Genomic DNA, 14,166 nt, shown 5'->3' with positions numbered 1-14,166 from the left:
TTTTACATTTCCCTTGAATATTCTTTCAGGATATTCAAGGGTACAGTCTCTAGGGCTTTGATGTGAGTGCTTTCAAGTTTGATGGATGGCGCGCATTGGGCATTGAATGCCTCTACCCAGCGATTAATACATAGGCACCATTGGTCACCAGCCACTAACCCTGAAAATTGATACTCTGGTCTTGGGGTGATGAGGTCATTTCCTTTTTGCAGGCTAAATTGTAAAAATTCATTTGTCACAATGGCACAAACTAAGTGACTACCCACATCCTCTTCATTAGTTTTGCAGCATCCATCCCTAAAAAACCCTGTTAGGGGATCGAAAGAGCAAGGAATGAGGGGTTCACCGAAAACATTCAGCGCAACTTCTTTTTGCATAGCAACCTTAAAAATATCCGTGTCAGCCAGTTTATTGAATAAGCCGTAAACTTGCTGAACAATGACCCAATTAGAAAAGCTCACCTTGTTTTACGATGGCGCTTGCCCGTTGTGCCAGGCGGAGATTCTCTTTTTATCGGGACGCAATCAGCACAATCTATTGGGCTTTGTCGACATTAACTCAGAACAGTATGAACCTCAAAAGGTGGGGGTATCCTGTGAGGCTGCATTGGCAGCGATGTATGGCCAGTTTGCTAGCGGCAAATTGATCCAAGGCGTCTCAGTTTTTCCTGAGGCCTATCGTCGTGCAAACTTACCTCGTATGACCTGGCTCTTTTCAAGAAAGCCACTTCAACCATTCTTGAAATTGGCATATCTCTTTTTTGCTAAGAATCGGCATGTGATATCTAATCTCTTTGGGCCAGTAGCGTTACGTTTAGTGAAGACTCGTTCGAGGGTGTCACAGAAATGAAGAAAGCCTATCCTCTTCTCATCGCTGCTCTACTGAGTTGCTTGGCATCGCTCAGCTTTGCTCGCGATCCATTGGAAGTGCCACCATATTTAAGCACTGCAAAACTACAAGGAAGCGGTCGACTGACTTGGTGGGGCCTACATATATACGATGCTTCTTTTTATAGGGTGGGCTCACTATCCTCATCTGAGTTTGCATTGGATATGCGCTATCAAAAATCCTTCTCCGGTAAATCGATTGCCAATCGGAGCGCAGAGGAAATGAAGCGCACTGGCGTACCTGATGAACAAGCCGCCCTTTGGGGTAAGGAGTTAGCATCATTCTTACCCAATGTGGAGTCAGGGCAAACTTTGACTGCTATCTATTCTCCTAGGCAAGGAACCATTTTTTATCATGACGATAAGCAAATTGCGCAAATACCTGGGGCAGAGTTTTCAAAAGCATTTTTTGGAATTTGGTTAGATCCTAAAACTAGCGCTCCTAAACTTAGAACAGAACTATTAGGACAGACCTGTCCGCCACCACTTTTTAATGAGGCTTGTTAAGTCATGAAATCCCTTTTTACACGCTTGATGTTCATAATATTTTGTGGAGCGCTTTTAGTATCATGCTCTTCGCCTCAGGTTTCTCAATATGCGGCTGAGAAACCGGCTTTAGACCTGAGTGAATACTTTTCTGGAGCGATTGATGCCTATGGCATCTTTACTGATCGAAGTGGCGAAGTTAAAAAGCGCTTTACTGTGCTGATCAAAGCAAATTGGACGATAGTTGAAGGTAAAAAAGTCGGAACTTTGGACGAACGTTTTGAATACTCTGATGGCACAAAGCAAACGCGCATCTGGACGCTAACTGAGCAATCTCCGGGTAATTACATTGGTAGGGCTGATGATGTGGTGGGTGATGCGCAAGGTCAGCTTGCCGGAAATGCACTTAACTGGACCTATACCCTTGCTTTGCCGGTGGATGGCGCTATATATAACGTGCAATTTAATGATTGGATGTACTTAATTACCCCCAAGGTAATGCTCAATAAGGCCAAGATGAGTAAGTTTGGGATTGATTTGGGTGAGGTGACTTTGAGCTTCTACAAGCGCTAAGCAAAAGCACCGGATTTGTGTCACACTTTCTTGGAAGTCGCCTTTGGGCGCCTCATCCAAGGAGATCCAGATGAATCATAAAATCAAGCAAATTTCAATTGCTTTATCCGCTGTGGGAATGTTGTCATTAGTGGCATGCCAATCGATGGAGCAAGGCGCCGGGCAAAAAGCCAGCGCTAGCCTTGATTCAAGGTCAGGCTCACAAGCCAAGGGTGAAGCGGTATTCATTTGGCAAGGAGATGATGTTCTCATCAATGGTAAGTTTTCTGGATTAAAGCCAAACTCAGAGCAAGGCTTTCATGTTCATGAAAAAGGCGATTGCTCTGCTCCGGATGCAACCAGCGCAGGTGGTCACTTCAATCCTGAAACAAAATCTCATGGCATGCCAAATAGCGGCATGAATCATGCAGGAGATCTGCCCAACATTAAGTCCGATGCCAATGGCAACGCAACTTACACTGCTAAGTTACATGGATTTGCTGTAAATACAGGCCCAACTGGAATTGTTGGTCGCTCTGTGGTTGTGCACAGAGACCCGGATGATTACAAATCTCAGCCTGCAGGAAATTCTGGCCCACGTATTGAGTGTGGCTTGATTAAGTAATCGCATCTATTCATTAAATTAGTTTATACAGGGCATTTCATGAGAATCGAAGATACCGATCCAGCGCGACATGCAGGGATTGAATATCCAATGGAGGTGGGTGCTCCAGTATTTGCGCCCATTAAAGTTACTGAGGAAAAAGATAAGGCTGTTAACGTAGCTCGCCAAAATGCCAAGCTTGAGTACGATCGCATTATGGAGCAGGCTGAAGTCTTGATGAAGCAGGCCAAAGCATTACAAGCAAGACTAGACGCTACGGAGATGGTGCATAGCGCTAAATTTGGCTTTAATCCTATTCACGGAAAAATTTACCATCTCTACTTTGACGGTAGAAATAACACTAATGTATTGATTCAGAATGGTCCAAAAGAATGGAGTTGCGGAATTCCAGACGGTTGGACTTATTCGATGGCAGTAAAGAAGTTGGGTGACAGTACTTGGGCGGTAATTGAAGAGGATTCTGTTGGCGCCCTTACTGTATGATGTTTTTCTCTATATAAAAATAATTGGGTAATCTGTGACAAAAGCTCGAGTCGTTAGTCTTACTGAACTAGGTAGTGCAGACGTAATCAAAGTGATTGATAAAGAATTGCCACCACCTGCAAAAGGTGAAGTGCAGCTCCGTCAAACTGCCATCGGATTTAATTTCATTGACGTATATCAGCGCTCAGGCATTTATCCATTAGAGATGCCTACGGGCCTTGGGCATGAGGCTACAGGTGTAGTTGAGGCTTTGGGCGAAGGCGTCACTGATCTAAAAGTGGGTGATCGCGTCGTTTATATGAATGCCGGGATTGGCGCTTATGCAAGCGCACGTAATGTAGCGGCCGACAAATTGGTTGTTCTGCCCAGCAATATTTCTGATGAAGTAGCCGCAGCCGTTTTCTTTAAAGCAATGACTGCGCAATATCTTGTACAGAAAACCTATCAAGTAAAAGCGGGTGATGTAGTGCTGGTGCATGCAGCTGCTGGCGGCGTTGGTCAAATTTTGGCTGGTTGGGCAAAAGCATTGGGTGCATTTGTTGTTGGCACTGTGGGTTCGCCAGCAAAGTTTTCTGCTGCTAAGGAAGCGGGTTGTGATGCTGTTGTTGATTACTCTCAAGCAAATTGGGTTGAAGAAGTGCTTAAAGCCACTGGTGGAAAAAAAGCCAATGTAGTTTATGACTCTGTTGCTAAAACTACTTTCTTAGGCTCTTTAGATTGTGCTGCTCCTTTTGGAACAGTCGCTTTGTTTGGCGCTGCTTCAGGCCCAGCTCCAGAAATTCAGCCAGAGATCTTAAATAAGAAGGGCTGTCTGTTTTTAACTAGACCTTCTGTATTTCCACACAACGCTACTGCAGCTTTGTTAAAAGAAAACGCTAAAGCAGTATTTGATGCCATTGCCAAAGGGCATGTCAAAGTACAAATCGGCGCTAAGTTTTCTTTGGAGCAAGCCGCTGACGCGCACCGTGCTGCTGAGGGACGAAAAGTTTCAGGCGCCATTGTGATGATGCCATAAGCTTAAGTGTTCCTATGTACATAGGCCCCGTTTATGCGGGGCTTTTTTTATGCATCAATCAGACGTAAGATAGAAGCATGAAATCACTTTTAAAAATACTGATCGCTACTCAACTAATTTTATTGAGTTCTTTGTCCTTCGCACAAATTCCTGAGACACAGCATTCACAGGGAATTTCTTACATCACTGGTGGCGTAGGTGAGAGTGAGATGGTTGCGATTTTGGCTGATGCAAAGCAATGGCCATTGCTATTAGAAATGTCTCAAATAGAAAATGGCAGAGGAGTCTGGATCTTCGGAGCAAGTATCAAAATCATGAGTTCTCAAAAAAAGTTCATTTTTGATGCCCAAGCAGATGGACCTTATATGCTGATTAATCTTGAGTCTGGTGACTATGTGATCGAGGCAAGTTATCAAGGGGTGGTTCAAAAGAGAGTGCTTTCTATTAAATCCGACTCACCACAAAAAGTTTCCCTTTTCTGGAAATAATGCCTTGAAAATTGACGCATTGCGTCATAAGCCTAAACATTCAACTTGGTCTATAGTTTCTTGATTACTACAATCATCAGGAGATGAATGAATGAAATGCTTTTCAACTAAAAGCGGTTTGGGTGTATTACTTTCAGCAATATTAGTTTCAACAGCCTCACTCAGTAATGCGCAGAATTCTCCAGCTGTCGGTGCTCAGGGTAAGGCTGAGGCGCTATGGCTTGGACAGGCAGGTTTCCGGATTAAATCTCCTCAGGGAAAAATGATTCTGATTGATCCCTGGATTACTGGCGGACCCAAGACGCCGCCGATCTATAAGAATGATTTGGCAGCAATTGGTCCGATTGACGTATTGCTAGTCACGCATGCTCACGTTGACCATCTTGGTGATGCGCCAGCTATTGCTAAGATGAATAACATCAAGTTATATGGTCCGGCTGATATGGTGACGCCACTAACTACTTTGGGAATTCTGCCGGCAGACTTGGGTCATCGCTTTAATAAAACGGGTCGCGTAACGCCTGCGCCTGGAATCAAGGTAACCGCAGTTCAAGCAGAGCATTCTTCTTTATTGGTTTGGAAAAATCCGGCTACAGACAAAATGGAGTCACATCCCGCCGGCGAGCCTATGGGCTTTATTATTGAGCTTGAGAACGGTTTTAAGATTTGGCACATGGGCGATACCGGCTTGTTTAGTGACATGAAATTTATTGGTGAACACTACAAGCCTGATCTAGTGATGGTTCCGATTGGAGGAAATTTCACAATGGCTCCTGATGATGCTGCCTTTGCATTACGCACATGGATTAAGCCAAAGATGGTGATCCCAATGCACTACAACTCTAACCCGATGACTAAAGGTACGTTAGCCGAGTTTCAGGAGGCTATGAAGGGTAGCAATATCAAAATTATTCCGATGACTGAGGGTGAAACAGTTCAATTCTGAGGAATATCGAAGAATGAGCCTAAACCCCACAGAATTTGTGGGGTTTTTTATTGGATTTACTTGTATTTAGTTCGTATTAGTACTAAACTAGTTCTAACTAGTACTTTAAATAGGATTTATGAACTTTTTACCCGCCCTGAGAAACCTCGTTTCTTCATATCAAGCATTTGAGCGTTATTCAGCTCCGCATATAGCGGCAATGGGTTTAACAATGACCCAGTTTGATGTGATTGCCACATTGGGAAATCAATTGCCAATGACCTGTAAAGAGTTGGGAGAAAAAACATTGGTTACTAAGGGCACTCTAACTGGTGTCTTAGAGCGATTGGGGGCCAAAGGTCTTATTCTTCGAGAGACAAATTCTGAAGATGCCCGTAGTCAACTCATTGGATTAACACTAGAAGGTCAGTCTGTATTTGAAAAAGTATTTCCGGAGCATTTAGAGTATCTAAGTAAAGCATTTAAAAAATTATCGTCAGATGAATTAAAGCAGCTCGAAGAATCACTCAAGTTGTTGAAAGACATCTTTTAATCAAGTTGAAAATTTGAAGGAGAATGTAATGACTAAAGTAGCTGTCGTATTTCATAGTGGATATGGACACACCGTAAAGCAGGCTGAGGCTATTGCTAAAGGCGCTAATGGAACATTGATTGCCATTGACGCTGAGGGCAATATTACTGATGAACAATGGGAAACAATTAATGATGCTGACGCGATTGTGTTTGGCTCTCCAACCTATATGGGTTCGGTTAGCTGGCAATTTAAGAAGTTTGCTGATGCTAGTTCTAAGCCATGGTTTTCACAGCAGTGGAAAGACAAAGTCTTCGGTGGTTTTACGAATTCAGCAACGATGAATGGGGATAAGCATTCAACCTTGCATTACTTCTTTACTTTGGCCATGCAGCATTCTGGCCTTTGGGTTGGTACTGGATTGATGCCTTCGAATTCGAAAGCGGCTAAGCGTGATGACATTAACTACGTAGGCTCATCTGCAGGTGCAATGATGCAAACACCATCGGATGCAAGTGCTGATGAAGTGAATGCGGGTGATTTAGAGACTGCAAGGCTGTACGGTGAGCGCATTGCAAAAATTACCAAGCAGTTGCGCGGCTAATGAATAAAGTCAGATACACCTCAATTGCCATCATCTTACATTGGGTGATGGCGCTTTTGATATTTGCAACATGGTCAATTGCAATTGCTGTGGCTGATATGCCATTAAGCCCAGTCAGAATTACAGGAATCAGCTGGCACAAATGGCTTGGTGTCACCATATTCTTTTTGGTGGTGCTACGTTTGTTGTGGCGTGCAATTCAACCTGCTCCTGCATTAAACATCGCAATGCCAGCATGGCAAGAGCGTGCAATGAAGCTAACCCATCTTGCACTGTACTTACTAATGCTTCTGATTCCGATTGTGGGCTGGTTAATGAGTTCCGCTAAGGGCTATACCGTCAACTACTTTGGCTTATTTGAATTGCCGGATTTGGTAGATAAAGATAAGGCACTTGGCCATCAGCTGAAAGAGATCCATGAGTTTCTGGCTAACGGCTTAATGGCTTTGGTTGGGCTTCATATTTTGGCTGCACTAAAGCATCAATTTATCGATAAAGATGGCTTAATAAGCCGCATGACCTTTGGAGGCTCTACCCATGAAAAGTAAATTCTCATTACGTTTTGAGATATTGGCACAAGCTTTATTAGCTATGCTATTTATTGGCGCTGCAAGCTCAGCTTATGCGGTGGAGTATTCATCTATTGATGCCGCGAAAAGCAAAATTACTTTTACAAGTAAATTGATGGGCTCAAAGATCTCTGGAAGTTTTGGAAAATTTTCAGGGAAGGTTGTATTTAACCCGGACGAGCCAGAAAAAGCGAAGGCCAATCTCATCATTGAGATCTCTAGCTTTAACGCTGGTGGAGAAGAGTTACAAGAAGAAGCAAAAGGAAAAGACTGGTTTAGTACAAAGCTCTTCCCAACTGCAAGCTATGTTACTGACTCTGTTAAGTCCACAGGCCCTAATAGTTTGGATGCCCATGGAACCCTAACCATTAAGGGTAAAGCAATACCACTGTTGATTTCTGTCAAGTATCAGCCGCAAGGCAAGCAGATGGTCTTTGATGCCAGCTTTCAGGTACTGAGGTTAGATTTTGGCTTAGGTGCTGGAAATTGGGCAGATACTTCCGCGGTTGCCAATGAGGTGCCAGTCAATGTTCACTTAGTCTTAAATCAAAAATAGTTTTACAAATTAACTTATCTAAACTCATTTTTACTAACTTAGTTATTCAATTTTTAATCAGGAGAATTACATGAAATCAAAATTACTTATCGCTTTATTTGCAACAATTGGTCTTAGCTCTGCTTTTGCTGCGCCAGTAACTTATGCTACTGATGCTAACCATACCTTTGCTCAGTTTGAATATAACCATTTAGGATTCTCTAAGCAGACTAGCCGCTTTAATGCAGTTGCTGGAACTGTAACAATTGATCAAGCCGCGAAAAAAGGCAGTGCAGATATCACTATTGATACGAAATCTGTTGATACAGGATCTACTTTGTTTAATAGCCATATTCAAAGCGAAGACTTTTTATCTACCACTCAATTTCCTACTGCTAGCTTTCAATCAAACGATATGATTTTTAAGGGCGACAAACCCGTGGCTTTAAAAGGTGTGTTGACATTGAGGGGTGTAAGTAAGCCAGTTACTCTAAATATCACTAATTTTGAGTGCAAAAAACATCCAATGTCTGGCGTTGATTATTGCGGTGCCAATGCCGAAACAAAAGTTAAGCGCACAGAATTCAATATGGGTAAATACGCGCCGAACGTAGGTGACGATGTAACCATCATGATTGCTATTGAGGGCTCTAAAAAGGAGTAATTCCTTTTGTTGGGCTGATGTCCTCTGAAAAACCACCTACGGGTGGTTTTTTTCTTGGTTGACTCGGCTTATAATTACATAAGTAATTGAATTAAATGGGATTATTCCTTTAACTCCACTTTTGCTGGTTTGACAGCTCTTAGGGGCTCTTGGACAATGCCATGGGTGGTTGATTCAAGCCCCAAGCCCTCATGACAGTCGATACTCATTCCTCCTCCAATACACCGCATTTGATGCTCGAAGCTCGTAGGCTGACTTGTATTCGTGGGGAGCGACAATTATTTCAGAATCTGAATCTCATGGTAACGGCTGGAGAGTGCCTGCATGTGCGCGGCGAGAACGGGGTTGGGAAAACCAGCCTACTGAGACTCCTGACGGGACTCTCTAAACCAGATGTGGGAGAAGTTCTTTGGAATCATCAGTCAATCGCCAAAGATCCCTCTACATATCATCGTGAACTTTTATTCCTGGGGCATCGTGATGCTCTTAAAGAAGATCTCACTGCATTGGAAAATCTGCAGTTGTATGCAGTGCTTGATGATATTCAATTGCCACACGATAAGGCCCTAGCAGCGCTCTGGCGTTTTGATTTGCGTGGGCGTGAGAGCTTGCCGGTCAGTTTTTTATCTGCTGGACAAAAGCGTCGGGTCTTAATGGCTCGCATGTTGACACGTCAAGCCAAGTTGTGGATCTTAGATGAGCCATTTAATGCGCTTGATATTCATGCCGTACAAGATTTACAAGGATTAATAGCGGAGCATGTGGAGCAAGGTGGTTTAGTCGTGCTGACTAGCCATCAAGCGGTGGATCTTCCGCGTGTGAGGGCGCTAGATCTATGAATGCTCTGCTCGCAATCATTCGCCGTGATTTGCTCTTGGTCATGCGCCGCAAAAGCGAGGTACTTACGGCTCTCTTCTTTTTTGTTGTGGTGACTAGTTTGTTTCCATTGGGTATTGGTGCGGATTCTGCTTTGCTGCGTAAGATTGCTCCAGGCGTTCTTTGGGTTGCAGCCCTGCTATCCACACTATTGGGGTTGCAGCGCATGTTTGCCGCAGACTACCAAGACGGCGCTTTAGAGCAGCTTGCCTTGTCGCCGCAGCCTATGGTCTTGTTAGTAACTGGAAAAATTATTGCCCATTGGATTGTGAGTGGACTACCACTCGTGCTCTTGGCCCCGATTATTGGCATTCAGTTTGATCTGGATGCCAGTTCTTTGTATGTACTGATGGGAACTCTATTATTAGGTACCCCAGTGCTATCCTTACTAGGCTCCATAGGTGCAGCGTTGACCTTGGGTGTCAGAGGTGGCAGCGTGTTATTAAGTTTATTGATACTGCCGTTATATATCCCAGTTCTTATTTTTGGTGCTGGCGCCGTATATGCCAATAGTGTGGGCTTGGATGCCTCAGGCCATTTTTCATTGCTGGGCGCGTTATTGATTTTGGCTTTAGCATTTGTTCCTTGGGTAAGTAGTGCTGCTGTAAAGATTGCAATTGAATGAATCCGATAAATACTTTTTCTAATCACCGCTTAGTTAACTGGTTTAAGTTATCTAGCCCCAGCACTTTTTATCCGGTGGCGGGTAAGCTCACCCCATTCTTCTGGGCCTTGGCTTTTTTATTTGGCGCCGCTGGTTTGTGGGTTAGTTTCTTTGTTGCGCCGGTGGACGCTGTGCAGGGGCAGGGCTATCGCATTATCTTTATTCATGTACCCGCATCCTGGATGTCGATGTTTATTTATTTAGTCATGGCCACATGGGCAGGACTAGGACTGGTCTTTAATACGCGTTTGTCTGCCATGATGGCGCAGGCTCTTGCCCCTATAGGTGCTTGGATGGCATTTTTATCTTTGTGGACCGGGGCATTTTGGGGTAAGCCCATGTGGGGTGCCTGGTGGGTTTGGGATGCTCGGCTTACTTCAGAATTAATTCTTCTCTTTCTGTATTTGGGCTTTATTGCATTGCGAGCTTCTATTGATGACCCTCGCCGTGCCGATAAGGCGAGCGCAATTTTGGCTTTGGTAGGCGTTGTAAACGTGCCGATCATTTATTTCTCGGTGAAATGGTGGAATACCTTGCATCAAGGTGCCTCCGTTTCACTCACAAAAGCCCCGGCGATGGCACAAACTATGCTCTGGGGTATGTTGTTGATGGCTTTATGTCTTTGGATGTACACCGTTGCAGTCACCTTAATGCGAGTGAGGGCAATCATTTTGGAACGTGAAGCCCATGCTGATTGGGTGAGACAATCAATTGAGGTGAAAATCTGATGTGGAATAGCCCTTCTGAGTTTTTTGCCATGGGCGGCTACGCACTGTATGTGTGGAGTAGTTTTGGTGTTTGTGTGCTGATATTGATATTGGAGCCCCTCATGGTGCGTGCTCGCTTTAGAGCAATCGTACGTCGGTTGAAGCAAGAGCAATTAGCCAAGCAGTTTGATAAAGAGATTAGTAAGTGAAGCCTAGATATAAACGTGCATTAATGATTATTGCAGCGCTGATCGTAATTGGTGTAGCTGCACTCTTAATTTTGAATGCACTTAATAGCAATATTGCTTTATATGTCACTCCAAGTGAAGTGTCAGCAGGCAAGGCGCCTCAAAGCCAGGCTTTTCGAATTGGTGGCATGGTGAAAGACGGCTCTTTAAAGCGCGATGGTCTAACCGTGCACTTTGTGATTACTGATCTGGTGAAAGATATTCCAGTAGCATATACAGGCATCCTTCCTGATTTGTTTAAAGAAGGTAAAGGTGCCGTGATCCAAGGTCGCATGAATGCCAATGGTGAATTTATTGCTAGCGAAGTACTGGCTAAACATGATGAGAACTACATGCCTCCTGAAGCCAAGCATGCCTTAGAGCAAGCTCAAAAAAACGGAACGAATAAATGATTCCTGAGTTTGGGCATTACGCACTAGTTCTGGCGCTTTGCATTGCTCTCATTCAAGGGGTTTTGCCCTTGCTGGGCGCGCACTATGGCCGACGCGACTGGTTGGTGCTGGCAAGACCTGCTGCGCAAACGGTCTTCTTATTATTGGCGATTGCTTTTGGAATCTTGGCTTGGAGTTTTTACGCCAATGATTTTTCTGTGCTTTATGTTGCTGAGCACTCTAATTCACAGCTACCGGTGATTTATCGATTAGGCGCAGTATGGGGTGGACATGAAGGATCGCTCTTGTTGTGGATTTTCTTACTGGCTACCTGGACCATTTTGGTTGCTCAGCTTTCTAAAGCATTAGATGACTTTATGGTGGCGCGAGTAATTGGTGTTTTGGGGCTGGTCACTAGTGGCTTACTCCTGTTTGTTTTAACAACCTCAAATCCGTTTGAGCGTTTATTGCCAGCCGCTCAAGATGGCCGCTCATTAAATCCACTCTTGCAAGATCCGGGCTTAGTATTTCATCCGCCAATGTTGTACATGGGTTACGTCGGTTTTTCAGTGGCTTTTGCATTTGCGATTGCCTCCTTATTGTCCGGAAGATTGGATGCAGCTTGGGCTCGTTGGTCACGTCCTTGGACAACCGCTGCCTGGGTTTTCCTGACCCTCGGTATTGCTTTGGGTTCATGGTGGGCTTATTACGAACTGGGTTGGGGCGGGTGGTGGTTTTGGGACCCTGTTGAGAATGCTTCGTTTATTCCTTGGCTCGTGGGTACTGCCTTATTACATTCTTTAGCAGTTACTGAAAAGCGCGGTGGCTTTAAGAGTTGGACTGTGCTCTTGGCGATTACCGCCTTCTCTTTATCGCTACTAGGAACCTTCTTGGTACGTTCAGGCGTTCTGACCTCAGTTCATGCATTTGCAACCGATCCAAGGCGCGGCATCTTTATTCTGATCTTCTTATCACTCGTAGTTGGTTCGTCCCTGATGCTGTACGCATGGCGTGCGCCTAAGAGTTCGATGGGCGGCAAATTTAGTTTGAGCTCCAGAGAAACATTGATTTTGCTTGGTAATGTCTTTTTAGTGGTTTCTGCCGGATCTGTTTTGCTAGGCACCCTATATCCATTGCTGATTGATGCTTTGCATCTAGGTAAGATTTCTGTAGGTCCTCCTTATTTCAATAGCGTATTCGTTCCCATCATGGTGCCATTGCTGGTATTGATGGGTATCGGCCCATGGGCAAGCTGGAAGCAGAGTAATTTAATTGGCATCATTAAGCGTTTATGGATTGCAGGCGCAGTTGCTCTGATTGCAGGCGTTGGAATTCCCTTAATCATGGGGCAATTTACTTGGCTTGCAGGCATGGGCTTCATGTTAGCTTTTTGGGTCATGGCTTCGGGCTGCATGCAAATCGCTCGCCAAGCTAAAGCAGGAAAACCAACCCGTTCCTTTATTGGCATGCAAGTAGCGCATCTAGGTATTGCCGTTTTTGTTATTGGCGTCACAATGGTCGGCGCTTATCAGGAAGAAAAAGATGTGCGCATGTCCGCTGGCGATACAGTAAGAGTTGGCGGGTATCAAATCCAGCTTCAGGGCGTTAGCGCTGCTCGCGGTCCGAATTACCAGGCAATACGTGGCACATTCCTGCTATCTAAAAATGGCAGCGAACAGATCAGTCTTTATCCAGAAAAGAGAAGCTACTTTTCATCGACGATGCCGATGACTGAGGCAGCGATTGATGCTGGGCTCACCCGCGATATCTATGTATCGCTAGGCGAGGAGCTGAATGACCAATCCTGGGCAGTACGTGTTTACTATAAGCCTTTTGTGGATTGGATTTGGGGTGGTTGCCTGTTGATGGCATTAGGTGGCGTGTTGGCTATGTCGGATAAGCGCTATCGACTGAAGTTAAAGAGCAAGTTCGCATGAAAGCAAAATTTTTAATCCCCCTGATCTTGTTTGTAGGCTTGGTAGTCTTTTTGGCTATTGGCTTAAATCGTGATCCACATGAGGTCCCATCGCCTTTAATTAATAAGGCCGCTCCTGCGTTTGAAGTGCCTCAATTAGCCGATGCTAATAAAACATTTTCACCGGCAAGTATGAAGGGTCAGGTATGGATTCTGAATGTTTGGGCATCCTGGTGTGTAGCTTGTCGTGAAGAACATCCGGTGTTGGTTGAGCTTTCCAAGTCCCAAATAGCGCCAGTGATTGGTTTGGACTACAAAGATAATCGTGAAGATGCTGTAGCGATGCTGGCAAAACAAGGTAACCCTTACGCACTCTCCGCCTTTGATGGCAATGGACGTGTTGGTATTGATTATGGTGTCTATGGGGTGCCTGAGACTTACATCATCGATAAGGCAGGAGTGATTCGCTTTAAACACATTGGCCCATTAACAGTGGATTTATTGAATCAAAAAATTTATCCTATGTTGAGTGAGTTAAAGAAATCATGAGGCGAATTTTATTAATCGCCGTTTGCGTATTTAGTTTAGGCAACGCGTTTGCTAAAGATGCTGCACCACTCGCGGATGATCCTGTAACAGAGCAGCGCCTCATTAGTATTTCAGAAGAAATGCGCTGCCTAGTTTGCCAGAACGAGTCTTTGGCTGGCTCACGTTCTGATTTAGCAAATGATTTGCGTCGTGAAATTCGGATATTGATCAAAGAAGGTAAGAGCGATGATCAAATCCGCTCGTTTATGGTTGAGCGCTATGGCGATTTTGTACTGTATCGCCCGCCAGTGAAGCCAGTGACCTGGTTGCTATGGATTGGCCCATTTGTTATTTTGGGTCTGGGTATTGCTGGTTTATTAATCTATTTAAGACGTAGAAATAGTAGTCTGCCTGATATCACGCTGACTGATACTGACAATCAAAAAATTGATGCACTTTTAAATGCAAGCGATAAGAAAGAGGGATGAAATA

At 44.4% G+C, this 14,166-nt stretch carries 22 protein-coding genes; 21 read left to right on the top strand and 1 reads right to left on the bottom strand.

From position 1 onward, the window contains the following. Window positions 1–2: 2 nt before the first annotated feature. Entirely contained in the window at window positions 3–377 is a 375-nt protein-coding gene (locus tag ICE90_RS10320) for a DUF2237 family protein (protein WP_215322345.1), read from the bottom strand. Window positions 378–438: 61 nt separating this feature from the next. On the opposite strand from ICE90_RS10320, the gene ICE90_RS10315 reads away from it, so the two are divergent. The 21 genes from ICE90_RS10315 (at window position 439) to ICE90_RS10215 (ending at window position 14,162) form a co-directional block, all read left to right on the top strand. Beyond that, complete coding sequence (locus ICE90_RS10315; RefSeq protein WP_216192359.1) at window positions 439–849, top strand: thiol-disulfide oxidoreductase DCC family protein; 411 nt, start codon at window positions 439–441, stop codon at window positions 847–849. Next, window positions 846–1,394 (top strand): chalcone isomerase family protein, encoded by a 549-nt coding sequence (locus ICE90_RS10310; protein WP_216154506.1) that lies wholly within the window; start codon window positions 846–848, stop codon window positions 1,392–1,394. Before ICE90_RS10315 ends, ICE90_RS10310 begins: the two co-directional genes overlap by 4 nt. 3 nt (window positions 1,395–1,397) lie before the next feature. Then, a complete protein-coding gene (locus ICE90_RS10305; protein ID WP_215320702.1) occupies window positions 1,398–1,946 on the top strand; it encodes a DUF3833 domain-containing protein in 549 nt (182 codons plus the stop codon). Between the two features lie 70 nt (window positions 1,947–2,016). After that, window positions 2,017–2,550 carry a superoxide dismutase family protein gene (locus tag ICE90_RS10300; protein WP_255533357.1) on the top strand — a complete coding sequence of 178 codons (534 nt, stop codon included), beginning with the start codon at window positions 2,017–2,019 and terminating at the stop codon, window positions 2,548–2,550. Between the two features lie 39 nt (window positions 2,551–2,589). Next, complete coding sequence (locus tag ICE90_RS10295) at window positions 2,590–3,033, top strand: DUF2452 domain-containing protein (protein WP_215320700.1); 444 nt, start codon at window positions 2,590–2,592, stop codon at window positions 3,031–3,033. Window positions 3,034–3,067: 34 nt separating this feature from the next. Then, a complete protein-coding gene (locus ICE90_RS10290; protein WP_216192356.1) occupies window positions 3,068–4,048 on the top strand; it encodes a zinc-binding dehydrogenase in 981 nt (326 codons plus the stop codon). A 77-nt stretch (window positions 4,049–4,125) separates the two neighbouring features. Next, window positions 4,126–4,536, top strand: coding sequence for a carboxypeptidase-like regulatory domain-containing protein (locus tag ICE90_RS10285; RefSeq protein WP_216192349.1), 411 nt, complete (start codon window positions 4,126–4,128; stop codon window positions 4,534–4,536). Between the two features lie 91 nt (window positions 4,537–4,627). Continuing rightward, the gene (locus ICE90_RS10280; protein WP_216192348.1) at window positions 4,628–5,482 is read left to right on the top strand and encodes a metal-dependent hydrolase; all 855 of its coding nucleotides are present in this window, start codon (window positions 4,628–4,630) and stop codon (window positions 5,480–5,482) included. Between the two features lie 118 nt (window positions 5,483–5,600). Further along, entirely contained in the window at window positions 5,601–6,014 is a 414-nt protein-coding gene (locus ICE90_RS10275; protein WP_215320693.1) for a MarR family winged helix-turn-helix transcriptional regulator, read from the top strand. A gap of 28 nt (window positions 6,015–6,042) precedes the next feature. Next, the gene (locus ICE90_RS10270) at window positions 6,043–6,597 is read left to right on the top strand and encodes a flavodoxin family protein (RefSeq protein ID WP_216154510.1); all 555 of its coding nucleotides are present in this window, start codon (window positions 6,043–6,045) and stop codon (window positions 6,595–6,597) included. Then, window positions 6,597–7,145 carry a cytochrome b gene (locus ICE90_RS10265; RefSeq protein WP_215320689.1) on the top strand — a complete coding sequence of 183 codons (549 nt, stop codon included), beginning with the start codon at window positions 6,597–6,599 and terminating at the stop codon, window positions 7,143–7,145. The genes ICE90_RS10270 and ICE90_RS10265 overlap by 1 nt, the downstream gene beginning before the upstream one ends. Further along, window positions 7,135–7,722 (top strand): YceI family protein, encoded by a 588-nt coding sequence (locus ICE90_RS10260; RefSeq protein WP_216154512.1) that lies wholly within the window; start codon window positions 7,135–7,137, stop codon window positions 7,720–7,722. The genes ICE90_RS10265 and ICE90_RS10260 overlap by 11 nt, the downstream gene beginning before the upstream one ends. A 70-nt stretch (window positions 7,723–7,792) precedes the next feature. Next, entirely contained in the window at window positions 7,793–8,365 is a 573-nt protein-coding gene (locus ICE90_RS10255; RefSeq protein WP_216192347.1) for a YceI family protein, read from the top strand. A 191-nt stretch (window positions 8,366–8,556) separates the two neighbouring features. Continuing rightward, window positions 8,557–9,204, top strand: a complete 648-nt coding sequence (ccmA, locus tag ICE90_RS10250) for a cytochrome c biogenesis heme-transporting ATPase CcmA (RefSeq protein WP_251368456.1) — start codon at window positions 8,557–8,559, stop codon at window positions 9,202–9,204. Continuing rightward, window positions 9,201–9,866, top strand: coding sequence for a heme exporter protein CcmB (gene ccmB / locus ICE90_RS10245; RefSeq protein ID WP_215320684.1), 666 nt, complete (start codon window positions 9,201–9,203; stop codon window positions 9,864–9,866). The genes ccmA and ccmB overlap by 4 nt, the downstream gene beginning before the upstream one ends. After that, window positions 9,863–10,633 (top strand): heme ABC transporter permease CcmC, encoded by a 771-nt coding sequence (gene ccmC / locus ICE90_RS10240; RefSeq protein WP_216154514.1) that lies wholly within the window; start codon window positions 9,863–9,865, stop codon window positions 10,631–10,633. Before ccmB ends, ccmC begins: the two co-directional genes overlap by 4 nt. Continuing rightward, on the top strand, window positions 10,633–10,821 hold the full coding sequence (gene ccmD, locus ICE90_RS10235; protein WP_215320680.1) for a heme exporter protein CcmD: 189 nt from the start codon (window positions 10,633–10,635) through the stop codon (window positions 10,819–10,821). The genes ccmC and ccmD overlap by 1 nt, the downstream gene beginning before the upstream one ends. Next, on the top strand, window positions 10,818–11,252 hold the full coding sequence (ccmE, locus tag ICE90_RS10230) for a cytochrome c maturation protein CcmE (RefSeq protein WP_215320677.1): 435 nt from the start codon (window positions 10,818–10,820) through the stop codon (window positions 11,250–11,252). Before ccmD ends, ccmE begins: the two co-directional genes overlap by 4 nt. Then, window positions 11,249–13,168: a heme lyase CcmF/NrfE family subunit gene (locus ICE90_RS10225; RefSeq protein WP_216192340.1), complete on the top strand. Its 1,920-nt coding sequence runs from the start codon at window positions 11,249–11,251 to the stop codon at window positions 13,166–13,168. The genes ccmE and ICE90_RS10225 overlap by 4 nt, the downstream gene beginning before the upstream one ends. Beyond that, complete coding sequence (locus ICE90_RS10220) at window positions 13,165–13,695, top strand: DsbE family thiol:disulfide interchange protein (RefSeq protein ID WP_216192339.1); 531 nt, start codon at window positions 13,165–13,167, stop codon at window positions 13,693–13,695. The genes ICE90_RS10225 and ICE90_RS10220 overlap by 4 nt, the downstream gene beginning before the upstream one ends. Beyond that, window positions 13,692–14,162, top strand: coding sequence for a cytochrome c-type biogenesis protein (locus tag ICE90_RS10215; protein WP_216192338.1), 471 nt, complete (start codon window positions 13,692–13,694; stop codon window positions 14,160–14,162). The genes ICE90_RS10220 and ICE90_RS10215 overlap by 4 nt, the downstream gene beginning before the upstream one ends. The last annotated feature ends 4 nt before the right edge of the window (window positions 14,163–14,166 follow it).

Source organism: Polynucleobacter sp. AP-RePozz3-80-G7 (assembly GCF_018882145.1).
In the GTDB taxonomy this organism is placed as follows: Bacteria; Pseudomonadota; Gammaproteobacteria; order Burkholderiales; family Burkholderiaceae; genus Polynucleobacter.
Note: the sequence above shows the minus strand (reverse complement) of the source record. Positions and strands in the feature narration are given on the sequence as shown.